This window comes from Streptomyces sp., assembly GCF_035645055.1.
Taxonomy (GTDB): Bacteria; Actinomycetota; Actinomycetes; order Streptomycetales; family Streptomycetaceae; genus Streptomyces.
This window is the reverse complement of record NZ_DASQNH010000019.1, coordinates 1-26,317: the sequence shown is the minus strand read 5'-3', so window position 1 is coordinate 26,317 and position 26,317 is coordinate 1. Positions and strand designations below refer to the sequence as shown.

Sequence of the window (26,317 nt, the reverse complement as noted above, 5' to 3'; positions counted from 1 at the left end):
CGTCAGCGCAGTTCCTTCGGCGGGGTCCGCTCCTCGTCCACCTTCTCCACCCGCTCCAGCTCGCCCCAGACGATGTACCGGTACCGGCTGGTGTAGATCGGGGTGCAGGTGGTCAGGGTGATGTACTTGCCGGCCTTCTTGCGGCCCGACTCCTCGGGGACGGCGTCGAGGACCTTGACGTTGTACTTCGAGGTCTCGGGGAGGGTGGCGTAGACCGTGTAGACGTACCAGGTGTCCTTCGTCTCGAAGACGATCGGGTCACCCTTCTTCAGCTTGTGGATGTTGTGGAACTCGGCCCCGTGCCCGTCGCGGTGGGCGGCGACGGCGAAGTTGCCGTTCTTGCCGCTGGTCGGCAGGGTCGCCTTGACCGGGTCGGTGTAGTAGCCGGCGACGCCGTGGTTGAGGATCTTGGTCGAGGTGCCCTTCTTGACCAGGATCTCGTCCTTGTTCATGTCCGGCACGTGCAGGAAGCCGATGCCGTCCTTGGTGTCCAGCGCGCCGGGCCCGCCGCTGCCGTCGTGGGCCCAGGTGTCGCGGACCTTGTCGCCCTCACGGTCCGCCTCGCGGTCGGCGAGGACGTTCGTCCACCACAGCGAGTAGACGACGAACAGGCCGAGGACCAGGCCCGCCGTGATGAGGAGTTCGCCGAGGACACCGACCGCCGTCGCGATCCTGCCGGGGCGGCGCCGGGGCGTGGGCGCGGTCCCGGGTGCCGCGGTGTGCTCTTCGGTGTCGTCGGTGGTCGCTGCCACGAATCATCTGCCCTTAACTGACGAGCGCATCCGGCTTGCCCTTGCTGCGCGGCCGTTCCTCGACCATCTTGCCCCAGACGATCAGCCGGTACTTGCTGGTGAACTCCGGTGTGCAGGTCGTCAGGGTGATGTACCGGCCGGGGGCGGTGAATCCCGAGTCCTTCGGGACGGGATCGAGCACGCTCACATTGCTCGGCGGGGTCACCGGGAGCATCGACGCCGTCTTGTAGACGTAGTACGTGTCCTGCGTCTCGACGATGATCGGGTCGCCCGGCTGGAGCCTGTTGATGTACCGGAACGGCTCGCCGTGCGTGTTGCGGTGGCCCGCGAGCCCGAAGTTGCCGGTCTTCGCGCTGGGCATGGGCGTCTTCAGGGCGCCCTCGGCGTAGTGGCCGACCATGCCCCGGTCCAGCACCTTCTTGCTGCTGATGCCCTCGGCGATCGGGACGACGACGTCCAGCTCGGGGATGTGCAGCAGGGCGAAGCCCTGGCCGGGCTCGAAGGTGCCGGGGTTGCGCTTGCCGCTCGCCCAGTCGTCCTGGAGCTGGCTCGCCTCGTTGCCGGCCTGGGCGTGCGCCCGGATGTTGGTCCACCACAGCTGGTAGGTGACGAACAGCAGCATGAGCACGCCCGTGGTGATGAACACCTCGCCGATCACCCGGCTGGCGATCACTCCGGGGCTGGGCTTGCGTGCCTTCGCCAGGCGGCGGGCCTCGACCCGGGAGAGCGGGGCCTTCGGCTCGCTGCCCTCGCCGTGCGCGGGGGGCTGCGGCGCCGCGCCCTTGCGGCGGCGCCCGTGACGCCCCTTGGCGGCCCTTCTGCGGGCCGCTCGCCCGCCGGGGGCGGCACCGGCTCCGGCGGGCGCTCGCCCGGCCGGAGTGGAGTCATCGGGCGGCTCGGCGCGGCGCAGCGCCACGGTCTCGTCGTCGGCGCGCGGTTCGTACGGGGTGGTGTCGTCGTACGACGCCTGGGACCGCGTCTGCGCGTCTGCGTCCCCGAGCGTGCCGGAGCCCTCGTACGGCTGCTGCCCGTACGAGGTGCTCTCGCGCTCGGGGCGCAGTGCGGTCACGCCGTGGCCCTGCCCACCACCGGGGCCAGCCCCTCGGACCGGGCCGGCGCGCCCTGGTCGCCGCACTCCGCCAGCCAGTTGGCCAGCATGCGGTGCCCGTGCTCGGTGAGCACCGACTCGGGGTGGAACTGGACGCCCTCGACGGGCAGTTCGCGGTGGCGCAGGCCCATGATGATGCCGTCCCGCGTCCGCGCGGTGACCTCCAGCTCGGCCGGGACGGTCGGCGGCTCGGCGGCCAGGGAGTGGTAGCGGGTCGCGGTGAACGGCGAGGGCAGGCCCGCGAAGACGCCCTTGCCCTCGTGCTCGACCAGCGAGGTCTTGCCGTGCAGCAGCTCGGGCGCCCGGTCGACCACTCCGCCGTACGCCACCTGCATCGACTGCATGCCCAGGCAGACCCCGAAGACGGGGACGCCGGTCGCCGCGCAGTGGCGGACCATGTCGATGCACACCCCGGCCTGTTCGGGGGCCCCGGGGCCGGGCGACAGCAGCACGCCGTCGAAGCCGTCCTGGGCATGGGTGGTCGACACCTCGTCGTTGCGGAGCACCTCGCACTCGGCGCCCAGCTGGTACAGGTACTGGACCAGGTTGAAGACGAAGCTGTCGTAGTTGTCGACGACGAGAATGCGCGCGCTCACTGGTTGTCCACCGTCACATCGTTGAAGGGAAGAAGCGGTTCCGCCCACGGGAAGACGTACTGGAAGAGGACGTAGACCACGGCCAGGATCAGGACCAGTGAGATCAGCGCCTTCACCCACACGTTGCCCGGCAGATGCCGCCAGATCCAGCCGTACATGCCGTCCCTTCCGTCGCACCACGGCACCAGACTCACGCCGTACGGCACCAGACTAACGGCGCGGGGCCCCGTGTTCGCCTGCCTCCAGGACCCGCTCGTCCCGGGCCTACTCCACGGGCTTCGCGTAGTGCAGGTCCACTGTGCCCGAGTAGCCCGGCAGGGTCACCGTCCCGTTCTCCTCGACTTTCCAGCCCAGGCCGTAGACGTTGACGTACACCATGTAGTTCTGGATGGCCGGGCTCCCGGAGAGCGCCTTCTGCAGCTTCTCCGGGTCGCCGACCGCCTGGATCTTGTACGGCGGCGAGTAGACGCGGCCCTGGAGGATCAGGGTGTTGCCGACGCAGCGCACCGCGCTGGTGGAGATCAGCCGCTGGTCCATGACCTTGATGCCCTCGGCGCCGCCCTGCCACAGGGCGTTCACCACGGCCTGGAGGTCCTGCTGGTGGATGACCAGGTAGTCCGGCTGCGGCTCCGGATAGCCGGGGAGTTTGGCGGTGGCGTTCGGCGGCGCGTCGTCCAGGGTGACGGTGATGGCCTCGCCCGTGACCTTCTGCGTGCCGGCGCGCTTCTCCAGGGCGGCCAGTTTCTCGTCCTCGGCCTTGGTGCTGCCGTCGTCGCGTTCGGCGAGGGATTCGACCTGCTCGCGCAGGGCGGCGTTGGACTCGTCCAGTTCGCCGTTCTTGCGGCTGCGCTCCTGAATGAGGTCGGAAAGCTTCAGCAAGGACGCATCCGTACGGATATCGGTGCCCTTGGCCGTATGGAAACTGGTGAAGAAAAGGAGACCGGCGAGAGCGAAGACGGCCGCCGTGAGGAGCCGGACGGGACGGAAAGATCCCCCACGGGCAGCACTGGATCCCGGCTGAGGGGAGTCGGCAGAATTGCTCAACGTACCCTTATCTCCTTCGGCGCCACGGAAGCACTACGCTAACGGACGCCCGGGGGAGCGCTAAGAGTCCCCTTGTACGCCGCCCCGAGCCCGACCCAGTTCCCTGCGCGGCCACGCAGCGCATCGACAGGAGAGACCCTCGTGCCGAAGTCACGTATCCGCAAGAAGGCCGACTACACGCCGCCGCCGGCGAAGCAGGCGACCAGCATCAAGCTGACCAGCCGCACCTGGGTCGCGCCCGTCATGCTCGCGATGTTCCTCATCGGTCTGGCCTGGATCGTCGTCTTCTATGTGACCGACGGTTCGCTGCCGATCGACGCGCTCGGCAACTGGAACATCGTCGTGGGCTTCGGGTTCATCGCCGCCGGATTCGGTGTCTCGACCCAGTGGAAGTAGAGCCTGCCGGGCGGTGAGCACAGCTCTGCCCATGGCTATCCACTGAGTTATCCACAGCCGTTTTCCACAGTGGGGAAAAAGAACGACCATCTGTGGATAACTCATCGAGGGTTGACGCCGGTGTGACGGAAGTACCGGTATCCGAATGCCTGTTCGCCCCCTGCCTGACCTGCGGAAACACGGGTCGGTGACAGGGGGCACAGCTGTTCCCGCACCGTATGCACAAGATCGGGCACACGCTGTGGACAACCGCCCGCTCAGGGGGTGAGAGAGGTGCTCAGGTGAGCTGGGCGGTCCGCAGCAGGGCCATGCCGACCACCACCGCCAGCATCAGCGCACAGGTGCCGTACTGCACCAGCGCCCGCCGCTCCCGCGGGGCGTTGACCATGGCGTAGCCGATCACCACTCCGCCGACCAGGCCGCCGACATGGGCCTGCCAGGAGATGTTGAAACCCGGGTTGAAGGTGAAGAGCAGATTGATCGCCAGCAGGGCGATCACCGGGCGCATGTCGTAGTTGCGGCGGCGCATCAGCACGGCTGTGGCGCCGAACAGGCCGAAGATCGCGCCCGAGGCACCGAGGGAGGCCGTCGACGCGGGCTGAAGCAGATACGCGAGGCCGCTGCCCGCCAGTCCGGAGATCAGATAGAGCGAGAGATAGCGGACCCGGCCGAGCGCCTCCTCCAGCGGCGGCCCCAGAAACCACAGGCTCAGCATGTTGAAGGCGATGTGCCAGACCTCCTCGTGCGTGAACACCGCCGTGACCAGGCGGTACCACTCGCCCGCGGCGACGCCCTCGGTCGGGAGCCAGGGCGCCGGCGGCCACTCACCGATCAGCACCAGCTTCCCGAGCAGCGTCGAGGAGACGTGCACGCCGATGAACACCGCGAGGTTGATCAAAAGGAGGATCTTGGTGATCAGCCGGGGATCGCCGGTGACGGCGACGGGGGCTCCGGCGAGATTGCGGGGCTGAGCGGCGTCGGGACGGTGCCCGGTGCCGGAGCCGCCCCGGACGCACTCCGGGCACTGGAAGCCGACCGAGGCGCTGACCATGCACTCGGGGCAGATCGGCCGCTCACAGCGGGTGCAGCGCACCCCGGTCTCACGGTCCGGGTGGCGGTAGCAGCCGGGCAGGCTGTGCGCCTCCTGCGGACTTTCCGACACCTGGTCCATGAGGTCCCCTACGTCGTCGTGAGCGAGAAACGCCCCTTCCATCCTTACGGACGGAGGGGGCGTTTGGTTCCCTCGCGGGGCGGCCGTCGCCGGTCAGCCCTCGCGGGACTCCACGACGACCGTCTCGATGACGACGTCGTTGAGCGGACGGTCGGTGCGCGGGTTGGTCTGGGCGCTCGCGATGGAGTCGATGACCTTCTGGCTGGCGGCGTCGGTCACCTCACCGAAGATGGTGTGCTTGCGGTTCAGCCAGGCCGTCGGGGCGACCGTGATGAAGAACTGCGAGCCGTTGGTGCCCGGGCCGGCATTGGCCATGGCCAGCAGGTACGGCTTGTCGAACCGCAGGTCCGGGTGGAACTCGTCCTTGAACTGGTACCCCGGGCCGCCCGTGCCGTTGCCCAGCGGGTCGCCGCCCTGGATCATGAAGCCGCTGATGACCCGGTGAAAGACCGTGCCGTCGTACAGCTTGGCCGTGGACTTCTCACCCGTGGCCGGATGGGTCCACTCCCGCTCGCCCTGGGCGAGCTCCACGAAGTTCTTGACCGTCTCCGGCGCGTGGTTCGGGAAGAGCCGGACCTCGATGTCGCCGTGGTTGGTCTTCAGAGTGGCGTAAAGCTGCTGAGCCACGATGTGCCTTCCGTTGTCTTCCTGTGACCCCACGATCCTCGCACGGACCGGGTCCCGCGTCGCCCGGCGCCCGTGTTCGCCAGCGCACGGCGGCGATCCGTGGCATTGTCGACGACAAGCCCCCGTTGCCCCGGATTCATCTCTTATCGATCCCCCTGTCGCTCCCCGGGTCACTCCCCGTACGGAGGGAGTGACCCGGATGCCCGCCCGCGCATGCCGCTCCACGCTTCGGCAGGCATGATCCGTAAAAGGGTGGAAAGTCGAAATACCGTACGCCACCGAGGAGGAGGAACCCGTGACCCGCATCGACAGCGTGCGCGCCGCGACCGGCTCGGCGAAGGACAGCGTGCTGCACGCCGCGGAAGTGGTGGCGCCCTACGCCGACACGGCCAAGGACCGAGCCGCGCTTTATGCGCAGGAGGCCCGTGCGCGCCTCGCGCCCAAGGTGTCGCAGGCCGCCGGGCAGGCCCGCGTCCAGTACGCGGCACATCTCGCGCCGTATCTGGAGCAGGCCCGCTCGCATGTGCCGCCGAAGGTCGACCACGCCGCCCAGGAGGCCGCCTACCGGACCCGCAAGGCCGCACGGCAGGCCGCCGACTACTCCCGGCCCCGGATCGAACAGGCGGTCGCCGCGGCCGGGCCCGTCAAGAGCGAGGCGACGGCACGGGGCGTCGCGGCGCTGGCCGCGCTGCGCGGCCAGATTTCGCCCGAGGAGATCCAGAAGCTGATCCGCAAGCACGAGCGGCGCGCGAAGGCCGGCCGTGCGTTCAAGGTCCTGGCGGCACTGGGCCTGATCGGAGGCGGTGCCTTCGCCGCCTGGAAGTGGTGGGACAAGCAGGCCAACCCGGACTGGCTGGTCGAGCCCCCCGCCGCGACCGAGGTGCCCGAGACCGGCCGGCTGACGTCGGTGGACGGCAGTGACCCGGCCCTGCTGGTGGACCCCGAGGTCCAGGCCAAGGAAGCCGAGGAGGAGGCCGCCGACCGGGACGAACGTGGCTGAGTACTTCGTCTGCGGCATGAAAACCGGTGCGGGGCAGGGGAGTTGTGGCTCTCCCGCCCCGCAGCGATGTTTCACGTGGAACCGGTAGCCACCCTCTCGACGAACGTTCGCGAAAGCCAAGTCCAGGCCCATGGCGGGTTGCGTCATGGCTCGCTTGGTCCCACCTGGCAAACGTAACCCGGTTGCATCTGCGAGCCGAGGATCACGGAGGGAATCCAGCCCGGCCGACGGTCCGCGCACCTGCCGAGCGGCGCGGCGACGACCCGCCCGCTTCACGGTGAGTGCGGCTGCCCCGGTAGGACCCGAAGAGAGGCCCGGCGAGGCCCGACGAGGCCCAGCGAGGCCCGGCGAGGCCCGGCGAGGCCCGGCGTGAGGTACGGAAACCGCAGGAGGACGCGGATAGCGCCGCCTGACGCTCCCCCCACCCCCCGGAACCGAGGCCGCCGCCCTCCCCTGCCCGGCGGCACTCCGCATCACCGGAATCGAATACCAGTACGCCTGGGGGTCGCCGCTCGCCCCGCCGCCCCCGCCGCTCGTCCCGCCCACGCAAAAGCCCCTCCGTCTCGCGTCACCGCAAGCCGGAGGGGCTTTCCCGAAGTGGAGCCTAGGGGAGTCGAACCCCTGACATCCGCCATGCAAAGACGGCGCTCTACCAACTGAGCTAAGGCCCCGGAAGGGAGACGTCCGGCCGGAGGAACCGCATACCGGCGGGCGCCGCAGACCAGAGTAGCGGGTCGCCCCCGGTATCTCGCAAAAAGATTGGGGGGTCCCCGTGAACGACCACTCTCCGTAAGATGCTCGGCGTGGTTCGCTACAGCGAACCGCGGTTTCTGGGGAAGCGATGGGGAGACGCAATGGACGCCGCACAGCAGGAAGCCACCGCAAGAGCGCGGGAACTGCAGCGGAACTGGTACGGGGAGCCGCTGGGGGCGCTCTTCCGTAAGCTCATCGACGATCTTGGCCTCAACCAGGCTCGTCTCGCGGGGGTACTGGGACTGTCCGCGCCGATGCTGTCGCAGCTGATGAGCGGCCAGCGGGCGAAGATCGGCAATCCCGCCGTGGTCCAGCGGGTGCAGCTGCTGCAGGAGCTGGCCGGGCAGGTCTCGGACGGCAGCGTGAGCGCGGCCGAGGCCACCGAGCGCATGGAAGAGATCAAGAAGTCGCAGGGGGGCTCGGTGCTCAGCAACACCACGCAGACGACCACCGGTTCGGGGGCGCCCACGGTCAAGCGCGTGGTCCGCGAGATCCAGTCGCTGCTGCGCTCGGTGGCCGCCGCGGGCGACATCATCGAGGCCGCGGACTCCCTCGCCCCGACCCACCCGGAACTGGCGGAGTTCCTCCGGGTCTACGGCGCGGGCCGCACCTCCGACGCGGTCGCGCACTACCAGTCCCACCAGAGCTGAGCCACCGGCCCGGTCGCCGAAGGGGTGCGGCAGCGGGCCGCCGTCCTGAGGGGACCGGGCGCAATCCCGGAGCGGGAAACAGGGGGGAAACCGAGCAACGGGGGAATGCAAGGGGGGAACGCAGGGGTCCAGGGGGAGGAGCGGCGCACAGCGATGGGTGAGGTCTTCGCCGGCCGGTACGAACTGGTCGATCCGATCGGGCGCGGCGGGACCGGCGCCGTCTGGCGCGCCTGGGACCACCGGCGCCGCCGCTATGTCGCCGCCAAGGTCCTCCAGCAGCGCGACGCGCACTCGCTGCTCCGCTTCGTCCGTGAACAGGCGCTGCGCATCGATCACCCCCATGTGCTGGCCCCCGCCAGCTGGGCCGCCGACGACGACAAAGTGCTGTTCACCATGGACCTGGTCGCGGGCGGCTCCCTGGTCCACCTCGTCGGCGACTACGGGCCACTGCCGCCGGCCTTCGTCTGCACCCTGCTGGACCAGCTGCTGTCCGGGCTGTCCGCGGTGCACGCCGAGGGCGTGGTGCACCGGGACATCAAGCCCGCCAACGTCCTGCTGGAGGCCACCGGCACCGGCCGGCCCAGGCTGCGGCTGTCCGATTTCGGCATCGCGATGCGGTTCGGCGAGCCGCGGCTGACCGAGACCGACCTCGTGGTGGGAACGCCCGGTTACCTCGCCCCGGAGCAGATGATGGGCGCCGAGCCGGATTTCCCCGCCGATCTGTTCGCCGTGGGGCTGGTCGCGCTGTATCTGCTGGAGGGCGCCAAGCCGGACGTCAAGGCACTGGTGCGGTACTTCGTGGAACAGGGGACGCCCGGGGCGCCCAAGGGCATTCCCGAGCCGCTGTGGCAGGTCGTGGCGACGCTGCTGCAACCGGACCCGCAGGCCCGCTTCCGCACGGCCACCGGGGCACGCAAGGCGCTCGCCGCCGCCGCGGAACTCCTGCCGGAGCCCGGCCCCGACGACGAGCTGGTCGAGATCTTCGACCAACTCGGCCCGCTGCCCGACGGGTTCGGGCCGGACGGCCCGCTGAAGACCGCGCCCGGGCTGCGCACGGGCTTCGTCGCTCCGAGACCGGCCGCGCAGCCGGGCGAGGACTCGATGTCCCGGTCCTTCCCCGGTTCCCCCTGGCCCGGCACGTCCTCCGTGCCGGGCTGGACCAATGCCCCGCCGCAGCCGGTGGATCCCCGCCCGAAGCCCCCTCAGGACGCGCGCTCCGGGCCCCGGCAGCCGCTCGCTTCCCCCCAACCCCCCGGCCCCGGCATGTCGGACACCGGCGGCTTCCACTTGCCGCCGCCCCCACAGGCACTCTCCGGACCGACTCACCCCACCCATTTCCCGTCCCCCCAGTCACACACGCCGCAGCCGCCTCACCGGGCTCCCTACCCGGCTCCCGCCCCGGCGCCTCCGCCACCGCTGCCGCCGCGGCAGCCCGCCGATGCCTCTACTGCTTCGTACACCGCTCAAGACCCGCAGGTTCCACTCCCCGCGCAGAGAATTTCCCGGCGCCGCTCGCACGCCGCCGCCCGCCGCCCCGGCCCGCCCGCCAAAGTGGCGGTCCCCCTCCTGCTGCTGGCACTCGCCTGCTACGCCGTGGGCTTCTGGGCCTTGGCCCAGCTCTAGGCACCAGGGGCCCCGGCACGCCGCGCCCGCACCACCCACACCGCCAGCCCCGCCAGAATCGCCGTCCCCGCGCCGAGACCGCCCGCCGCGATCGCCGTCATCAGGCCCTCGCCTCCCGCGGTGCCGGTGCCGCCCGCCGAGGCTTCCCGCTCCCCGTCCGTGACCTCGAAGAGCCCCGCGGGCACCGACCGGCCGGCGTACAGCGGACCGTTCCGTGCGTCCCCCTTCACCCGAACGCGCAGCGTGAACCCGTACGGCCCGGGGCCGACCTTGTCGGCGACGTGGGCGGCGAGATGCACGACGAGGTAGTACGAGCCGGCGAAGCGCAGCCCGCGCACCCGGCCGGTCGGGGCGTACCGGTTGGCGTAGTCGACCGGCGGCAGCGGATCGAGCGCGGCCGACTGCTGTCTGCCGTCGTATCCGGTGCCCGCGTCCTCGACGAAGGCCCGCACGGGGTTGTGGAGGGAGAGGTTCAGCGCGGCGGCGGCGAAGTCGTGGTCGGTGCGTCCGGTGCCGTCGGTGCCGCTCGCGCTGCCCAGTTCCACGGTGGCGTACAGCTGCTGTCCCCAGTCGACCGGAACCTCGTAGAACAGTGTCTGCCCCGGCTCGACGCCGGCGGTCCAGACGCCCTGCCCGACCGCCGTCGCCGTGGCGAACCCGGCGCCGCCGGACCGCCGCTCGGGCTCGTCGCCGGGCGGTGCGGGGGAGGCGGAGTCCCAGGCCTTCGGCGCGCTGGTGGCACCGGTCCCCGCCGGGCGCGGTTCGGTGACGACGGTGAGCTCCAGCCCCCAGGGCTCCGCCGCCGAGCCCGCCGTAGCGCCCGTACGTTCGACGACGACGTAGTACGTCCCGGAGCCCTCGCACCGCGGCTTGTCGGCCTCGCGCGCGCCCCAGGCGGTGACCGGCCGCGGGCTGCGGGAGGCGCCGACGGTGGCGCTGTCGTAGGAGCAGGAGCGGCTGTCGGTGTCCTGGACGGACACCTTGATGCCGTCGGAGGCGGAGACGGTGGCGGCGCGGCCGGGGACGGCGGTGGCGGAGACGTAGGCGGTCGACTCGGCGTCGAGGTCGAGGCGGTAGTAGGCGGCGTTGCCGGCCGGGAGGGTGCTGCGGTAGGTGCCGCCGGGCTCCAGGAGAGCGGCTTCGGTGGTGCCCGCCGCGCCGGACACGGGCCGGGCGCCCTCCGCGAAGGCGTACGCGCGCGCGTCCGTGCTCGAGGCCGTGTCCGAGGCCGTGTCCGAGGCCGTATGGGTGTCAGCGGACGGGTACGCGTACGGGTCCGCGGACGCCGAGGCCGTCGTCAGCGCGGTCAGCGCTCCCATTACCACCCCGGTGACGGCCACGCGCGCGCGTACCGCCGATGAACGACACCACCTCACGCGGGCCCCCTTACCCAGGCGTCCTCACCGTCCACACACGAAACCCCGACCGCTTCGGCGGCCGGGGTCTGTTCAGACTGTTCCGGGTGCTCAGGCTGTGCCGAGTGCCCGGAAGGGCTTGTCGGTGATCACGAACCCGTGGGCACGGAGTCAGTCGCCTCCGTCCACAGATCCTGCTCGGCGCGATCCGCCTGGATCTGGCGGTACACGAGGAGCCCGCCGATGGCGGCCAGTGCGACCAGGAGAAGCTTCTTCACCGCGCGACCTCGTCTTTCCTTGACGTAGGGGACCTCTGGCGCCCGACTATACACACCGACCGATATCGATCGGTGACCTGCGCCCCGAGCTCAACTCCCGTCTGGGGCACCGCCGTAGAAGTCGAAGAAACCGTGTTGGCCGGAGGGTGATCGCCTCCTCACCCGACGTGATGTCGAAGACGTTTCGCCCCCTCTTCCGCTCCTTTCTCCTCTCCTGCACCCATTCGAGTGGTGTTCATCTGAACATCGACGCGCCACGGGCGTCGGTCCACCACTTCGCGAGCCTCATACACATCATGAGGAAAGTACGCAAATCGCCCAACCCGAAAGTGAGGGGCCATGGCCCGCACCACGGTCATGAAGCTGTGGACCGCCTTCGTCACCGCCTTCCTCGCGCTGTGCACGGCGCTCGGACTCGTCACCACGACCGCCGCCGCGGCCGTACCGCAGACCGACTCCACCCGCAACAGCGGCACCGGCACCGGCACGACCGCCCCGGTAACGACACCGGCGACATCCCCCGCGGCCTGGCCCCACGCCAGGTCCCTGCCCCCCACGATGAAGCAACGGATCCGGGCCGAGGCCCACGGTTCCTCCCCGAGCTGCCGGCACCGCTCCCTCGCCGACGCGGCCCCGGCGACCACCGACTGCGCACCACGGACCGACACCACCGACGCGGTCGACGCGGCCCCGGCCGAACCGGACGAGCCCCTCGCGCCGCCTATCCAGCGCTGAGCCCTACTCCCGCCGCCTCCCCCGCCCGGACCCGAATCTCTCCGCTCCACCCCTGTCAGAACGGCGCGTTGCGTACCGCCCTCACGAAGCGGCCCGGTCACCCTTCGGTGACCGGGCCTTCGTGCCCCCCACGGCGCCTCTTCACCCCGCGTGGCTCACCGACGGCCGCCGCTTCCACAGCGCCATGACGCAGAGAGCGACGACAGCGGCTATCGCCACGATCCGGGTGACCTGCCACATGGTCACCACCAGCTGGTTCTGAAGCGGAGCCGGATGCCCCAGGCGCATGGTGGTCTCGGCCACGACCACAAGAGGCAACAAGAGTTGAGCTACCAGCCGGTAGGGACCACTGAGTGATGTCTTACCGGCAATCGCGCAGACGGGTCCCAGGAAGCAGGCGACCACACCCCACAGACCGATCATGGACATCAGCTCCCCGAAAGCGAAGTACTCGGTCTTCCCGGTGGGGTCGCCGAGGTCCGCCTTTGTGTAATCGCCCTGTGCGGCCTTCGTCACGTAGTAAGCCGACACGCACACCCAGAGAGAGACGACACCGAGAACCGCCGCCCCTCTTTTCGTTGTGCCCGCCATTCCGGCCGCATAGGCCACCGCGGCATAGGCCCACCCGGCACTCAACGTGTCGGCGGCGACCTGGCTCACCTGCCCGCCCACCGGGCCGAGCAGAGGGCCGAGAACTCCTACGGCCACGGAAAATGACAGAACCAGAGTCAATCTCGAGAAAGAGGCACGCACGAGCACAACCTTGCGGTGGGGGGAGGTTTCGTTGACGCGGTACGGCGGGATCGTACGCCGGAGGCGTGGGACGACCTGAAGTCGCCGGCGAACGGAAACAAGCCATGCCCTGGCCACCGCCGCCGGAACGGCAGCAGGCCAGGACATGGATCAGTGCGCCGTGTCAGGCGCCGCGCCTAGTAGACGCCCCAGTAGGCGTTGCAGGTGTGGGCTGCTCCGGCCCTGGCGTACGCCTTGGCCCAGATGTCCTTCTCCTGAGTGTCCTTGTCGGTGCCATTGGCGATGGCGACGCTGGCCGAGTGCTTCTTCGTCGGGTGGATGTAGTTCGAGTAGCAGCCCTTGTAAGCACCGTCCCTGGTGGTGCCGTAGTTCCAGGTGCCGCCGCCCTTGCTCACCCGCGGGGTCTTCAGACCCTTGGCGTCGGCGGGATAGCTCACCACGCCCCATTCCTTGGGCTTCTCACCGTTCGGCCCGATGAGCTGCTCCGGAGGCTTGACCCCGCTGTCCGCGGTGAATGTGCGGACCTGAACCGTGGCCGCGGCGGGCGCCGGGGCGGCCGCAGTCGCGGGCGCCGCAGCGGTCAACGTCCCAAGGAAAGCCGTCGCAGACGCGGCGATGGCTATCTTCGTCACGGACTTCTTCATTATTAAAATTTCTCCCCGTCAACAAAAAGGCTGCTGGTCCGTGCGGATATCGCACGCAGCCCTTGAAGTGATCTCGAACCGATCAAGATCCACTATAAATGATCTTGGCTGGAATTGCGTGCGGAATTCAAACCACCCAAACGGGCAAACCCTGCCTTTTGGGGCTAACGTCCAGAAGGACGGCCCCTCCCCGCATCGACGTCCACGAAGCTCCGACGTCCTCGAAGCTCCCCGGCCGTGAACGCCGAAGACCCCCGATCCATCCGGACCGGGGGTCTTCGTGCTGGTGGGGCTAACAGGATTTGAACCTGTGGCCTCATCCTTATCAGGGATGCGCTCTAACCAACTGAGCTATAGCCCCGCCGCGCTCTGCGGTGTGTGTCCCGCGCGCTGACTCCTGAAGATTAGCGCACGACCGGGCCAGTCCCAAAATCGATAGTCGCCGCCGGTCGGGACCCGGCTCACTCGTCCTCGGCGAGCGTCAGCTCCACGCCCCCCACGAAGCCCGCGGAGAGGTTGTAGATGAACGCGCCGAGGGTGGCGAGGGCCGTCGCGAGGACGACGTCGATGACCGCGATGATCGACGTGAAGAGCAGGACGTTCGGCAGGGACAGGAAGGCCTGCAGGTCGAAGCCGTTCGACTCGTTGGAGCCGGTCGCCTCCGAGATGGTGCCGCCGACGGTCGAGAAGACGCCCATCGCGTCCATGACCATCCACAGCACGGCCGCCGCCACGATGGTGCAGATGCCCAGCGCGATCGACAGCAGGAAGCTCACCTTCATGACCGACCACGGGTCGGCCTTCGCCACCCGCAGCCGCGCCTTGCGCACGCGCGGCAGGGTGCGCGCGCCGGTGCGCGGCCGGCGTACCGCGCTCCCCGCCGCGCTCTGCGCCTCCTGCCCCTGCGCGGGGTAGGCCTGCGGCGGGTGGTACGGCCCGGCGGGCTGCTGCGGCTGCCGTTCTCCCGGCAGCGGCGAGGCCCCCGGCTGCTGGGTCTGCGGGCCTCGGGTGTCCGTCACAGTTCCCCCCTGGGATCCACGCGTGTCAGGCGAGGGAGAGTTCTCCGTCTTCTTGGGCGACTTGATCGCTTGCAGATTGGTCGTCTGCGGATCCGTCACCTGCGCGGCGGAGCCACGGCCGCCGCCGTCCGTTTCCTGACCGGTCGTAGGACCCGTCGAGGTACCGGCCGATCCGGCGCCCGTGGCTCCGCTCACGCTGACTCACTCCTCGTGCTACTCGGCCGAGGGCGCCTCGCCCTCGTCCGTGCCGGTGGTCACGACACCCTCGGCGGTCTCGTCGACGGCCACATCGCCGTCGACCTCCTCCGCCTCGCGTCCCGCCTCGGCGTTACGAGCGATGCCCACGACGGCATCGCGCTTGCCCAGATTGATCAGTTGGACGCCCATGGTGTCACGGCCCGTCTCCCTGATCTCGTTGACTCGCGTACGAATCACACCGCCGGACAGCGTGATGGCGAGGATCTCGTCGGTCTCCTCGACCACCAGCGCACCGACGAGCGAGCCGCGGTCCTCGACGATCTTGGCGGCCTTGATGCCGAGGCCGCCGCGCCCCTGGACGCGGTACTCGTCGACAGCGGTCCGCTTCGCGTACCCGCCGTCGGTGGCAGTGAACACGAACGTACCGGGTCGCACCACATTCATCGAGAGCAGTTCGTCGCCCTCACGGAAACTCATGCCCTTGACACCCGAGGTCGCACGGCCCATCGGGCGCAGCGACTCGTCCGTTGCCGTGAATCGGATCGACTGCGCCTTCCTGCTGATCAGCAGCAGGTCGTCGTCGGACGAGACCAGCTCGGCCCCGATCAGCTCGTCGTCCGAACCGTCCTCGCGCTCGCGGAGGTTGATGGCGATGACACCACCCGAACGCGGGGAGTCGTAGTCCTTCAGCGGGGTCTTCTTCACCAGGCCGGCCTTGGTGGCCAGGACCAGGTAGGGCGCCGCCTCGTAGTCGCGGATCGCCAGGATCTCGGCGATCGCCTCGTCCGGCTGGAAGGCCAGCAGGTTGGCGACGTGCTGACCGCGCGCGTCGCGGCCGGCGTCCGGCAGCTCGTACGCCTTCGCGCGGTAGACCCGGCCCTTGTTGGTGAAGAACAGCAGCCAGTGGTGCGTGGTCGAGACGAAGAAGTGGTCGACGATGTCGTCTTCCTTCAGCTTCGCGCCGCGTACGCCCTTGCCGCCGCGCTTCTGGGCGCGGTAGTCGTCCGTCTTGGTGCGCTTGACGTAGCCGCCGCGCGTGACGGTGACGACGATGTCCTCCTCTGCGATCAGGTCCTCGATGGACATGTCACCGTCGTAGGGCACCAGCTGGGTCTTGCGGTCGTCGCCGTACTTCTCGACGATCGCGGCCAGCTCCTCGCTGACGATGCCGCGCTGGCGGACCGGCGAGGCGAGGATCCCGTTGTACTCGGTGATCTTCGCCTGGAGCTCGTCGTGCTCCTGGACGATCTTCTGCCGCTCCAGGGCCGCCAGCCGGCGGAGCTGCATCTCCAGGATCGCGTTGGCCTGGATCTCGTCGATCTCCAGCAGGTCCATCAGGCCGCCGCGCGCGACGTCGACGGTCTCGCTGCGCCGGATCAGCGCGATGACCTCGTCGATGGCGTCCAGGGCCTTGAGCAGGCCGCGCAGGATGTGCGCCCGCTCCTCGGCCTTGCGCAGCCGGAACTTCGTACGGCGGACGATGACCTCGATCTGGTGCGTCACCCAGTGGCGGATGAACGCGTCCAGGGACAGCGTGCGCGGCACGCCGTCGACCAGCGCCAGCATGTTGGCGCCGAAGTTGGTCTGCAGATCGGTGTGCTTGTACAGGTTGTTCAGGACGACCTTGGCGACCGCGTCCCGCTTGAGGACGATCACCAGGCGCTGGCCCGTACGGGACGACGTCTCGTCGCGGACGTCCGCGATGCCGCCGATCTTGCCGTCCTTCACCAGGTCGGCGATCTTCTGCGCGAGGTTGTCCGGGTTGACCTGGTACGGCAGCTCCGTGACCACCAGGCACTGGCGGTTCTGGATCTCCTCGACCTGGACCACCGCGCGCATGGTGATCGAGCCGCGCCCGGTGCGGTACGCCTCCTCGATGCCCTTGCGGCCGACGACGAGGGCACCGGTCGGGAAGTCGGGGCCCTTGATGCGCTCGATGAGCGCGTCCAGCAGCTCCTCGTGGGAGGCCTCGGGGTTCTCCAGGTACCACTGGGCACCGGAGGCGACCTCACGCAGGTTGTGCGGCGGGATGTTGGTCGCCATACCGACCGCGATACCGGCGGAGCCGTTGATCAGCAGGTTCGGGAAGCGGGCCGGCAGGACGGTCGGCTCCTGGGAGCGGCCGTCGTAGTTGTCCGTGAAGTCGACGGTCTCCTCGTCGATGTCGCGGACCATCTCCATCGACAGCGGCGCCATCTTGCACTCGGTGTACCGCATGGCCGCGGCCGGGTCGTTGCCCGGGGAGCCGAAGTTGCCGTTGGAGTCGACGAGCGGCATGCGCATCGCCCAGGGCTGGGCGAGGCGGACCAGGGCGTCGTAGATGGAGCTGTCGCCGTGCGGGTGGTAATTGCCCATGACGTCGCCGACGACACGGGCGCACTTGTAGAAGCCGCGCTCGGGTCGGTAGCCGCCGTCGTACATCGCGTAGAGCACGCGGCGGTGGACGGGCTTGAGGCCGTCCCGGACGTCCGGCAGCGCACGCGAGACGATGACGGACATCGCGTAGTCGAGGTACGAGCGCTGCATCTCCGTCTCGAGCCCGACGGGCTCGACGCGCATGGCGATCTCGCCGCCCTGCTCAGGGGTGACGGGAGTGTTCTCGTCGGTCATTGCTGGTGAGGATCCTTCCTGGTGCGGTCAGCTGAGACCGACTCAGATGTCGAGGAAGCGGACGTCCTTGGCGTTGCGCTGGATGAAGGCGCGGCGGGCCTCGACGTCCTCGCCCATGAGGACCGAGAACAGTTCGTCGGCCTGGGCGGCGTCGTCGAGGGTGACCTGGCCGAGGACGCGGTGCTCCTGGTCCATGGTCGTCACACGCAGCTCCTCGGCGTTCATCTCGCCGAGGCCCTTGAAGCGCTGGATGGAGTCCTCGCGGATGCGCTTGCCGCGCTGGCGGCCCATCTCGATCAGCGCGTCGCGCTCACGGTCGGAGTAGGCGTACTCGACGTCCTCCCGGCCCCACTTGATCTTGTAGAGCGGGGGACGGGACAGGTACACGTGGCCCGCCTCGACCAGCGGCCGCATGAAGCGGAACAGGAAGGTCAGCAGCAGCGTGTTGATGTGCTGGCCGTCGACGTCGGCGTCCGCCATCAGGATGATCTTGTGATAGCGCAGCTTCTCGATGTCGAAGTCCTCGTGGACCCCGGTACCGAAGGCCGAGATCAGCGCCTGGATCTCCTGGTTCTGGAGGATCTTGTCGATCCGCGCCTTCTCGACGTTGAGGATCTTGCCCCGGATCGGGAGGATCGCCTGGTACTCCGGGTTGCGGCCGGACTTGGCAGAACCGCCGGCGGAGTCACCCTCGACGATGAAGATCTCGCACTTGGTGGGGTCGTTCGACTGGCAGTCGGAGAGCTTGCCCGGCAGGGACGCCGACTCCAGCAGACCCTTGCGGCGGGTCAGGTCCCGGGCCTTGCGGGCCGCCACGCGCGCGGTGGCCGCCTGGATGCCCTTGCGGACGATGTCCGCGGCCTCGTTCGGGTTGCGGTCCAGCCAGTCGTTGAGGTGCTCGTAGACCGCCTTCTGGACGAAGGTCTTCGCCTCCGTGTTGCCCAGCTTGGTCTTGGTCTGGCCCTCGAACTGCGGCTCGCTGAGCTTGACCGAGATGATCGCGGTCAGGCCCTCGCGGATGTCGTCACCCGTGAGGTTGTCGTCCTTCTCCCGCAGCAGCTTCTTGTCGCGCGCGTACTTGTTGATCAGGTTCGTCAGCGCCGCGCGGAAGCCCTCTTCGTGGGTGCCGCCCTCGTGGGTGTGGATGATGTTGGCGAAGGAGTAGACACCCTCGGTGTAGCCGCTGTTCCACTGCATCGCGACTTCGAGGGAGAGGCTCCTCTCCTTGTCCTCCGCCTCCAGGTCGATCACGGTGGGGTGCACCACGTCTCCCTTGCGGGAGTTCAGGTACTTCACGAAGTCGACGATGCCGCCCTCGTAGTGGTACGTGACGGTCTTGGGCTCGTCCTTCTCGTCCGCCCCCGCCTCGTCCGCGCCGGACGTGGCCTTCGCCGACTCGCGCTCGTCGGTGAGCTTGATGGTCAGTCCCTTGTTCAGGAACGCCATCTCCTGGAAGCGCCGCGAGAGCGTCTCGAACGAGTACTCGGTGGTCTCGAAGATGTCGCCGTCGGCCCAGAAGGTGACCGAGGTACCGGTCTCGTCCGTGGCCTCGTGCTTGGCGAGCGGGGCCGTCGGAACACCCATCTTGTAGTCCTGCGTCCAGCGGTGGCCGTCGGTCTTCACCTCGACGGAGACCTTGCTGGAGAGGGCGTTCACGACCGAGACGCCGACGCCGTGCAGACCACCGGAGACCGCGTAGCCACCGCCGCCGAACTTGCCGCCCGCGTGGAGCACGGTCAGCACGACCTCGACGGCCGGCTTGCCCTCGGACGGGACGATGCCCACCGGGATGCCACGGCCGTTGTCGACGACGCGGACGCCGCCGTCGGCGAGGATCGTCACGTCGATCGTGTCCGCGTGCCCGGCCAGCGCCTCGTCGACGGAGTTGTCGACCACCTCGTACACGAGGTGGTGCAGGCCGCGCTCGCCGGTGGAGCCGATGTACATACCGGGTCGCTTGCGGACCGCGTCCAGACCCTCGAGGACGGTGATGGCACTGGCGTCGTAGGACGCAGTGACGGAGGCCTCGGCGCCTGTGGCCATGGCCTCGGTGGACGGGATGTTCTCGTTGGGGTTGCCGGAATCGGCCACGAAGCGCCCTTTCTGGCACAGCACGGAGCCGGGCTCGTCGGCGGGTTGCCGGAGCGGCTGCGGCATGTTGCGTTGGTAAGCCTTGATCAGCGTTGCTCAGCGTTTCCCGGGCGGTCCCCACGTTCGGGGCGGGATTGTCTTCCAGTCTACCGGTAGCACTGACAGTGATGGGGGTTTGCCGGTACCTGAGTCCTCATGTGCCGCCCTGAACCGTCCTGGATCGGGTCCCGATATACGGATGGGGGCTCCAAGAGGCTCACAGAGGCGCCCAGCGCTTTGCGGTGTCAACCCTCAGCTACCCCTCGGTCACGTCCGAAATCGCATGCGTGAGCGGTTGTACGACAAGACAGTGACTTCTGTGGAAAAAAGGGACCCATGGGACGGAGCGAAGTGAATTCGGTCACGTGAGTCTGATGAGGGAGTCCGAGGGGCTCGCCGGGGAGCAGTGGATCACTGGACCACCGCCCGGGCTCAGCCGTAGGTGTCGCCGGGCCCCGTGCTGCCCGGGGCGCGCAGCGGGCCGTAGCGGCGGACCGGGCCGCCGGGACCCAGGACCTTGATCATCCGGACCGCGCCATGGCCCAGGTCCTCGTTGAGGCGGGCCACCAGCTGCGGGGCGAGCAGCCGCAGGTTCGTCGCCCAGGCCGTGGAGTCGCAGCGCACCACCAGCACCCGCTCGTCCTCGTCGTACCGCTCCGGCACACAGTGCTTGGCCAGGTCCTCGCCGACGATCTCCGGCCAGCGGCCCATCACCCCGCCCACCGCGGCCGGCGCCTCCCAGCCGCGCTCGGTGAGCAGCCGGTTGATCGCCGCGCCGAGCGCCATCGGATCCCGGCCGTCTGCGCGCGCCCCGGAGCGCAGACCGCCGCCCCGCCGCGCCTGCTTCTTCTGCTGCGCCGCGTCCCCACGCGCGCGTGCCGCCTCCTTCGCCGCCCGCAGCGCCACGCGCGCGAGGTCGACGCCGGACGGCTCGGGCGCGCGCTTCGGTTCCCGGTCGCTCATACCCGCTCCACCGTCCCGCCGGTCACCGCGAACCGCGCCCCGGCCAGTACGTGCGGCACGTCGTCGTCGACCGCGGCCGTCACCAGCACCTGCTCGCCCGGCGCGACCAGCTCGGCCAGCCGCTCCCGGCGGCGGGTGTCCAGCTCGGCGAAGACGTCGTCCAGGATCAGCACCGGCTCGTTGCCCTCGGCGCGCAACAGGTCGTAGGAGGCCAGGCGCAGCGCCAGCGCGTAGGACCAGGACTCGCCGTGCGAGGCGTACCCCTTGGCGGGCAGTTCGCCGAGCTTGAGCAGCAGATCGTCCCGGTGGGGTCCCACCAGGGTGACGCCCCGCTCGATCTCCTGTTTGCGGACCTCGGCGAGCGCGGCCGTCAGCTGCTCGAACAGCGCCTCGCGCGTCTGCGCCTCGCCCGGCGCGGACGGCTTGTACTCCAGGGCGACCGGGCCGCCGCCAGGGGCCAGCTGCTCGTACGCCTTGTCGGCGAGCGGCTGGATCGCGTTGATCAGGTCCAGGCGCTGGGCGAGCAGTTCGGCGCCCGCGCGCGCGAGGTGCTGGTCCCACACGTCCAAGGTGGACAGGTCCATCGAGCGGCCGCCATGGCGACGGGCGAGCGCGGCCGTCTTCAGCAGGGTGTTGCGCTGCTTGAGGACCCGGTCGTAGTCCGAGCGCACGCCCGCCATGCGCGGGGAGCGGGCCGTGATCAGCTCGTCGAGGAAGCGGCGCCGCTCGCCCGGGTCGCCCTTGACCAGCGCCAGGTCCTCCGGCGCGAACAGCACGGTGCGCAGGATGCCCAGCACGTCACGGGGTTTGACCTGCGAGGAACGGTTGACGCGGGCGCGGTTGGCCTTGCCGGGGTTCAGCTCCAGCTCGATCAGCTGCTGCCGCTCGCCCTGCCGGACCTGGGCGCGGATGACGGCCCGCTCGGCGCCCATCCGGACCAGGGGGGCGTCCGAGGAGACGCGGTGGCTGCCGAGAGTGGCGAGATAGCCGACGGCCTCGACGAGGTTCGTCTTGCCCTGGCCGTTGGGGCCGACGAACGCGGTGACGCCCGGGTCGAGCGGGACCTCGGCCCGGGCGTAGGAGCGGAAGTCGGCCAGCGACAGATGCGTGACGTGCATGGCGGTCGCCGACCTCCTCCGGCGTGCCCCCGGGAAGTCGCCTCCGGGGTTTCCCTCAGTCCCCCCGGGTTTCCCCAGGGTGTGGATTACTTCTTCTCGACCGCGTGGCCGCCGAACTGGTTGCGCAGCGCGGCGATCATCTTCATCTGCGGCGAGTCGTCCTGCCGCGAGGCGAACCGCGCGAACAGCGAGGCCGTGATCGCGGGCAGCGGCACGGCGTTGTCGATGGCGGCTTCCACCGTCCAGCGGCCCTCGCCCGAGTCCTGTGCATAACCGCGCAGCTCGTCCAGGTGCTCGTCCTCGTCGAGGGCGTTGACCGCGAGGTCCAGCAGCCAGGAACGGATGACCGTGCCCTCCTGCCAGGAGCGGAAGACCTCGCGGACGTTCTCTACGGAGTCGACCTTCTCCAGCAGCTCCCAGCCCTCTGCGTAGGCCTGCATCATGGCGTACTCGATGCCGTTGTGAACCATCTTCGCGAAGTGGCCCGCGCCGACCTTGCCGGCGTGCACCGAGCCGAAGTCGCCCTCCGGCTTCAGCGCGTCGAAGATCGGCTGCACCTTGGCGACGTGCTCCTTGTCGCCGCCGTACATCAGCGCGTAGCCGTTCTCCAGGCCCCAGACACCGCCGGAGACGCCGCAGTCGACGAATCCGATGCCCTTGGCGGCCAGTTCCGCGGCGTGCTTCTCGTCGTCCGTCCAGCGCGAGTTGCCGCCGTCCACGACGACGTCGCCGGGCTCCAGCAGCTCGGCGAGCTGGTCGACGGTCGACTGGGTGGCCTCCCCGGCCGGGACCATGACCCAGACCACACGCGGGCCCTTGAGCTTGCCCACAAGCTCTTCCAGGCTGTGGACATCGGCGAGGTCCGGGTTGCGGTCGTAGCCGACGACGGTGTGGCCAGCGCGGCGGATCCGCTCGCGCATGTTGCCGCCCATCTTGCCGAGGCCGATGAGACCGAGCTCCATCAGTTGTGTTCCTTAGGTGTCCGAGGTGGCGTGCCGGTACGGCTCGGTACGGCGCGCCGGGCGGTTTCCCGCACCGGCGGCGACGTCCCTGGGTCCGAGCCTAAACCCGGACTCCCGTGCACACCTGTGGGCCTGCGCGCTCATCCGCACGCCTGCCCTGACCTGCGGTTTTCCCCAGCTGTGGAGAACGTCAGCCGCTGAGCCGGACCGGCATGATCAGGTACTTGTAGGCCTCGTCCGCCTCCGTGTCCAGCGCCGGCTTGCCGCTGAGCAGCGCGGGCTTGGTGGACGTGGTGAACGACAGCTGGGCCACCGGGGAGTCGATCGCGCTCAGACCGTCCAGCAGGAAGGTCGGGTTGAAGGCGATCGAGATGTCGTCGCCCTCCAGCTGGGCGTCGACCCTTTCCACAGCCTGTGCGTCGTCGCTGGAGCCGGCCTCCAGGATGAGCACGCCCTGCTCGAAGCTGAGCCGCACCGGGGTGTTGCGCTCGGCGACCAGGGCCACGCGCTTGACGGCCTCCACGAAGGGGGCGGTCTCGATCACGGCGACGCTGTTGAACTCCGTCGGGAACAGCGTGCGGTACTTCGGGAGGTCACCCTCCAGCAGCCGGGTGGTCGTCCGGCGGCCCGCGCCCTCGAAACCGATCAAACCCTCGCCCGCGCCCGAACCGGAGAGCGCCAGGGTGACGCTGTCACCGGCGCCCAGGGACTTCGCGGTGTCCAGGAGCGTCTTGGCGGGCACCAGGGCGACCGCGGAGGCGTCCGGGTTCTCCGGCTTCCACAGGAACTCGCGGACCGCGAAGCGGTAGCGGTCGGTGGAGGCCAGCGTGACCGTGTCGCCCTCGATCTCGATGCGCACACCGGTCAGGACGGGCAGCGTGTCGTCACGGCCCGCGGCGATGGCCACCTGCTGCACGGCGGAGGCGAAGACCTCGCCCGGGACCGTGCCGGTCGCGTTCGGCATCTGCGGCAGCGCCGGGTACTCCTCCACCGGCAGGGTGTGGAGGGTGAAGCGGGAGGAGCCGCAGACCACGGTCGCCCGTACACCGTCTGTGGAAATCTCCACCGGACGGTTGGGGAGCGCCCGGGAGATGTCGGCGAGCAGGCGGCCGGAGACCAGGACCGTGCCGTCCTCCTCGACCTCGGCCTCGACGCTCACCCGCGCGGAGACCTCGTAGTCGAAGCCGGACAGGCTCAGCTGGCCGTCCTCGGCCTTCAGCAGCAGGCCGGCGAGGACAGGCGCCGGCGGACGGGCCGGGAGGCTGCGCGCCGCCCAGGCCACTGCCTCCGCGAGTACGTCGCGTTCCACCCGGATCTTCACCGTAAGCCGCCTCCTGCTGTTGCCGGCGCTTCTCGCCCTGCTTCGCCTTCGTCGTCTGTCTCGGTGTCGCCGGCCCCGTGGAGGGGAAGGACACCGGGGACCAGTCTGACGCACCGCACTGACAGTAGGTGCCTCTCGGGGTCAAGTCGCGCCGAGGGGCAGTCGGGCAGCGAAGGGCGAGTTGTGCACAGGGCCCGCTTCGAAACGGTTTCCGGGCTCTCTCTAGTCGTTGGTAGTAGTAGGGCCTGTGGATACCGTGGATAACCACGTTTGCCCAGCTCAGCGCGGAGATTTTGTCCACGGGCCCTGTGGGTGGAACCGGTGGACAACCGGGGGCCTCTGTGGAGAACAGAAAGTTCTGCACATCCCATGCACAGGCGAGGGCGAGTTCTCCCCAGCGCCGTCCCCAGTTTTACCCCTCTTTCCCACAGCCCAACCCGGCACCTTTGTGTGACGGCTTTCACTCGACGCGGTGAGAAGGCGCGCCGCGTTGCCGAACAGTGGACAGGCATGTGGAGAAGCTGGGGATCGCTGGGGACAACCGCCCCCAGCCTGTGGGTTGCCGGTGGACAACTCCGTGCACAGCTTGTGGACCATCGCGTTGTCCACAGTCTGTGGAGATCGTTCGTCCACGAATCCACAAGGGCCTGACCTGGTCTGATGGTCTTTCGACCGGGCTGCCTGTGGACGCGATCTGGACAACTTCGCAGTCCCCAGTGTGTGGACGGAAGAAAGTCACCGGATCTGTGGAGAGTGGCCGTAACCCGGCAGGTAATCGAACAGCGGGGTGGTCGACGGGAGCGGTGAGGGGCGTGACCGGGCGGCCCCGGGACGGCGGGCTGGGCTTGCGGGGAGGCGGGACGGGCGTCCCCTGACGCCGTCGCCCCCGCCCCCGCCCCGCCCCGCCGCGCGACGCCGCTCTCCTGTCTCCGCCCGCCGGCACCGCGCCGCCGATCCTGTCTCCGCGCCGCCGATCCTTTCTCCGCCCCGCCAGCACCGCGCCGCATGACGAAGGGCGCCCCCGGATCTTCCCGGGAGCGCCCTCAGAGCCTTGGGGTGGCGCCGTCAGCCGTTCTTGATGCGGTTCGTCAGCTCGGTCACCTGGTTGTAGATGGAGCGCCGCTCGGCCATCAGATTGCGGATCTTGCGGTCGGCGTGCATCACCGTGGTGTGGTCACGGCCCCCGAACTGCTGGCCGATCTTGGGCAGGGACAGGTCGGTCAGCTCCCGGCAGAGGTACATGGCGATCTGGCGGGCGTTGACCAGCGTGCGGCTGCGGTTGGCGCCCTGCAGCTCCTCCATCGTCACGGAGAAGTACTCCGCGGTGGCCGCCATGATGATGGCCGCGGTGATCTGCGGGCCCTGCTCGTCGCTGATCAGGTCCTTGAGCACCAGCTCGGCCAGCGGCAGGTCCACCTGCTGCTTGTTGAGGCTGGCGAACGCGGTGACCCGGATCAGCGCGCCCTCGAGCTCGCGGATGTTGGTCTGCACCTTGCTGGCGATGAACTCCAGCACCGGGTCGGGCACCTGCAGCCGCTCGCCGTAGGCCTTCTTGCGCAGGATCGCGATGCGGGTCTCCAGGTCCGGCGCCTGGACGTCGGTGATCAGCCCCCACTCGAAGCGGGTGCGCAGCCGGTCCTCGAGCGTCGTCAGCTTCTTCGGCGCCCGGTCGGAGGTGATGACGATCTGCTTGCTGGCGTTGTGCAGCGTGTTGAAGGTGTGGAAGAACTCCTCCTGCGTCCGCTCGGCACGCTCCAGGAACTGGATGTCGTCGATGAGCAGGAAGTCGATGTCCCGGAAGCGGCGGCGGAACTCCTCGGCCCGGCCGGAGTGCACCAGGTTGATGAACTCGTTGGTGAACTCCTCGGTGCTCACGTAGCGGACCCGCACGTTGGGGAACATCCGCGCCGCGTAGTGGCCGATGGCGTGCAGCAGGTGGGTCTTGCCCAGTCCGGAGTCGCCGTAGATGAACAGCGGGTTGTAGGCGCGGGCGGGCGCCTCGGCCACGGCGACGGCCGCCGCGTGGGCGAACCGGTTGCTGTTGCCGATGACGAAGCTGTCGAAGACGTACTTGGGGTTCAGCCCCGGGTCCTGCGCGCCGGCCGGAGCGCGGCGGTCGCCGAACAGGGGGACGGCGTCCCCGCCGCCACGGGAGCCGCCGCGGCGGCCGCGGGACGGCGGCGCGGGCGGCTCGGGGGCCTCGCCGGTGCTCAGGTTGAAGGGGAGCACGGCCACGCCGTCCTCGTCGAGGTCGGTGCCGCCCCAGTCGCGGTCGGCCGCACGGGTGCCGCGGCCGGCCGGGCGCCGGGCCGGCGGGCTCCAGTCGGTGGGCGCCCACTCCTCGACGTCCCGCTCGGCGGGCCGGGGGTCGGGTGCGTCGGCGTCGTCGTCCTCCCAGGCGGGCCGCACGTCGGCGCGCACGCCGAACGCGCTGCGCCCGTCGTCCGTGCGGTCGCGGGTCTCCCGGTCCTCCTCGGCGCGCTGCGCCTCGACCACCGACCACGGACGGCG

Annotated in this window: 24 protein-coding genes and 2 tRNA genes; 5 read left to right on the top strand and 21 right to left on the bottom strand. The window is 69.6% G+C overall.

The genetic code is table 11. The features are described from left to right. Nucleotides 1–2: 2 nt before the first annotated feature. The 5 genes from VE614_RS05820 to VE614_RS05800 form a co-directional block, all read right to left on the bottom strand. Nucleotides 3–752, bottom strand: coding sequence for a class E sortase (locus tag VE614_RS05820; RefSeq protein ID WP_324933077.1), 750 nt, complete (start codon nt 750–752; stop codon nt 3–5). 13 nt (nt 753–765) lie between these two features. Continuing rightward, a complete protein-coding gene (locus VE614_RS05815) occupies nt 766–1,821 on the bottom strand; it encodes a class E sortase (protein ID WP_324933074.1) in 1,056 nt (351 codons plus the stop codon). Continuing rightward, nucleotides 1,818–2,456 carry an aminodeoxychorismate/anthranilate synthase component II gene (locus tag VE614_RS05810; RefSeq protein WP_043502438.1) on the bottom strand — a complete coding sequence of 213 codons (639 nt, stop codon included), beginning with the start codon at nt 2,454–2,456 and terminating at the stop codon, nt 1,818–1,820. Before VE614_RS05810 ends, VE614_RS05815 begins: the two co-directional genes overlap by 4 nt. Then, a complete protein-coding gene (locus VE614_RS05805) occupies nt 2,453–2,650 on the bottom strand; it encodes a hypothetical protein (RefSeq protein ID WP_324933270.1) in 198 nt (65 codons plus the stop codon). The genes VE614_RS05810 and VE614_RS05805 overlap by 4 nt, the downstream gene beginning before the upstream one ends. 70 nt (nt 2,651–2,720) lie before the next feature. Beyond that, the gene (locus VE614_RS05800) at nt 2,721–3,500 is read right to left on the bottom strand and encodes a DUF881 domain-containing protein (RefSeq protein WP_324933069.1); all 780 of its coding nucleotides are present in this window, start codon (nt 3,498–3,500) and stop codon (nt 2,721–2,723) included. 141 nt (nt 3,501–3,641) lie between these two features. Between VE614_RS05800 and crgA the strand changes: the two genes are divergently transcribed. After that, nucleotides 3,642–3,896: a cell division protein CrgA gene (gene crgA / locus VE614_RS05795; protein ID WP_324933066.1), complete on the top strand. Its 255-nt coding sequence runs from the start codon at nt 3,642–3,644 to the stop codon at nt 3,894–3,896. 277 nt (nt 3,897–4,173) lie between these two features. On the opposite strand, the gene VE614_RS05790 is transcribed toward crgA, so the two are convergent. Then, the gene (locus VE614_RS05790; RefSeq protein ID WP_324933063.1) at nt 4,174–5,067 is read right to left on the bottom strand and encodes a rhomboid family intramembrane serine protease; all 894 of its coding nucleotides are present in this window, start codon (nt 5,065–5,067) and stop codon (nt 4,174–4,176) included. Between the two features lie 93 nt (nt 5,068–5,160). Then, on the bottom strand, nt 5,161–5,694 hold the full coding sequence (locus tag VE614_RS05785; protein WP_324933060.1) for a peptidylprolyl isomerase: 534 nt from the start codon (nt 5,692–5,694) through the stop codon (nt 5,161–5,163). A gap of 295 nt (nt 5,695–5,989) precedes the next feature. Between VE614_RS05785 and VE614_RS05780 the strand changes: the two genes are divergently transcribed. Next, a complete protein-coding gene (locus VE614_RS05780) occupies nt 5,990–6,694 on the top strand; it encodes a DUF5324 family protein (protein ID WP_324933057.1) in 705 nt (234 codons plus the stop codon). Nucleotides 6,695–7,292: 598 nt separating this feature from the next. On the opposite strand, the gene VE614_RS05775 is transcribed toward VE614_RS05780, so the two are convergent. Beyond that, a tRNA-Ala gene (locus tag VE614_RS05775) sits at nt 7,293–7,365 on the bottom strand. A 183-nt stretch (nt 7,366–7,548) separates the two neighbouring features. On the opposite strand from VE614_RS05775, the gene VE614_RS05770 reads away from it, so the two are divergent. Together VE614_RS05770 and VE614_RS05765 are read left to right on the top strand one after the other, a co-directional pair. Then, entirely contained in the window at nt 7,549–8,097 is a 549-nt protein-coding gene (locus VE614_RS05770) for a DNA-binding protein (RefSeq protein WP_324933054.1), read from the top strand. Between the two features lie 153 nt (nt 8,098–8,250). Next, on the top strand, nt 8,251–9,720 hold the full coding sequence (locus VE614_RS05765; RefSeq protein WP_324933051.1) for a serine/threonine-protein kinase: 1,470 nt from the start codon (nt 8,251–8,253) through the stop codon (nt 9,718–9,720). Here VE614_RS05765 and VE614_RS05760 read toward each other — a convergent pair. Together VE614_RS05760 and VE614_RS05755 are read right to left on the bottom strand one after the other, a co-directional pair. Beyond that, nucleotides 9,717–11,039, bottom strand: coding sequence for a hypothetical protein (locus tag VE614_RS05760; protein ID WP_324933048.1), 1,323 nt, complete (start codon nt 11,037–11,039; stop codon nt 9,717–9,719). The genes VE614_RS05765 and VE614_RS05760 overlap by 4 nt on opposite strands. Before the next feature lie 185 nt (nt 11,040–11,224). Continuing rightward, nucleotides 11,225–11,353, bottom strand: coding sequence for a DLW-39 family protein (locus VE614_RS05755; RefSeq protein ID WP_003999697.1), 129 nt, complete (start codon nt 11,351–11,353; stop codon nt 11,225–11,227). A gap of 339 nt (nt 11,354–11,692) precedes the next feature. On the opposite strand from VE614_RS05755, the gene VE614_RS05750 reads away from it, so the two are divergent. Beyond that, nucleotides 11,693–12,088, top strand: a complete 396-nt coding sequence (locus VE614_RS05750; RefSeq protein WP_324933045.1) for a DUF6344 domain-containing protein — start codon at nt 11,693–11,695, stop codon at nt 12,086–12,088. A gap of 141 nt (nt 12,089–12,229) precedes the next feature. Here the strand turns inward: VE614_RS05750 and VE614_RS05745 are convergent, their stop codons facing one another. The 11 genes from VE614_RS05745 to dnaA form a co-directional block, all read right to left on the bottom strand. Further along, a complete protein-coding gene (locus tag VE614_RS05745; RefSeq protein WP_324933042.1) occupies nt 12,230–12,988 on the bottom strand; it encodes a DUF6518 family protein in 759 nt (252 codons plus the stop codon). 29 nt (nt 12,989–13,017) lie between these two features. Beyond that, nucleotides 13,018–13,281, bottom strand: a complete 264-nt coding sequence (locus VE614_RS05740) for a lactococcin 972 family bacteriocin (RefSeq protein WP_324933040.1) — start codon at nt 13,279–13,281, stop codon at nt 13,018–13,020. Nucleotides 13,282–13,769: 488 nt separating this feature from the next. Next, a tRNA-Ile gene (locus VE614_RS05735) sits at nt 13,770–13,846 on the bottom strand. A gap of 100 nt (nt 13,847–13,946) precedes the next feature. Continuing rightward, nucleotides 13,947–14,699 carry a DUF3566 domain-containing protein gene (locus VE614_RS05730; RefSeq protein WP_324933037.1) on the bottom strand — a complete coding sequence of 251 codons (753 nt, stop codon included), beginning with the start codon at nt 14,697–14,699 and terminating at the stop codon, nt 13,947–13,949. A gap of 18 nt (nt 14,700–14,717) precedes the next feature. Next, nucleotides 14,718–17,312 carry a DNA gyrase subunit A gene (gene gyrA, locus VE614_RS05725; RefSeq protein ID WP_324933034.1) on the bottom strand — a complete coding sequence of 865 codons (2,595 nt, stop codon included), beginning with the start codon at nt 17,310–17,312 and terminating at the stop codon, nt 14,718–14,720. Between the two features lie 42 nt (nt 17,313–17,354). Continuing rightward, on the bottom strand, nt 17,355–19,427 hold the full coding sequence (gene gyrB / locus VE614_RS05720) for a DNA topoisomerase (ATP-hydrolyzing) subunit B (protein ID WP_324933249.1): 2,073 nt from the start codon (nt 19,425–19,427) through the stop codon (nt 17,355–17,357). Nucleotides 19,428–19,874: 447 nt separating this feature from the next. Then, nucleotides 19,875–20,405: a DUF721 domain-containing protein gene (locus VE614_RS05715; protein ID WP_324933031.1), complete on the bottom strand. Its 531-nt coding sequence runs from the start codon at nt 20,403–20,405 to the stop codon at nt 19,875–19,877. After that, a complete protein-coding gene (gene recF / locus VE614_RS05710) occupies nt 20,402–21,523 on the bottom strand; it encodes a DNA replication/repair protein RecF (RefSeq protein WP_324933027.1) in 1,122 nt (373 codons plus the stop codon). Before recF ends, VE614_RS05715 begins: the two co-directional genes overlap by 4 nt. Before the next feature lie 86 nt (nt 21,524–21,609). Next, nucleotides 21,610–22,485: a phosphogluconate dehydrogenase (NAD(+)-dependent, decarboxylating) gene (gene gnd, locus VE614_RS05705; RefSeq protein WP_324933025.1), complete on the bottom strand. Its 876-nt coding sequence runs from the start codon at nt 22,483–22,485 to the stop codon at nt 21,610–21,612. Between the two features lie 190 nt (nt 22,486–22,675). Beyond that, nucleotides 22,676–23,806, bottom strand: coding sequence for a DNA polymerase III subunit beta (gene dnaN / locus VE614_RS05700; RefSeq protein ID WP_324933022.1), 1,131 nt, complete (start codon nt 23,804–23,806; stop codon nt 22,676–22,678). A 1,065-nt stretch (nt 23,807–24,871) separates the two neighbouring features. Further along, on the bottom strand, nt 24,872–26,317 hold a 1,446-nt coding region (gene dnaA, locus VE614_RS05695), incomplete at its 5' end, for a chromosomal replication initiator protein DnaA (RefSeq protein ID WP_324933020.1).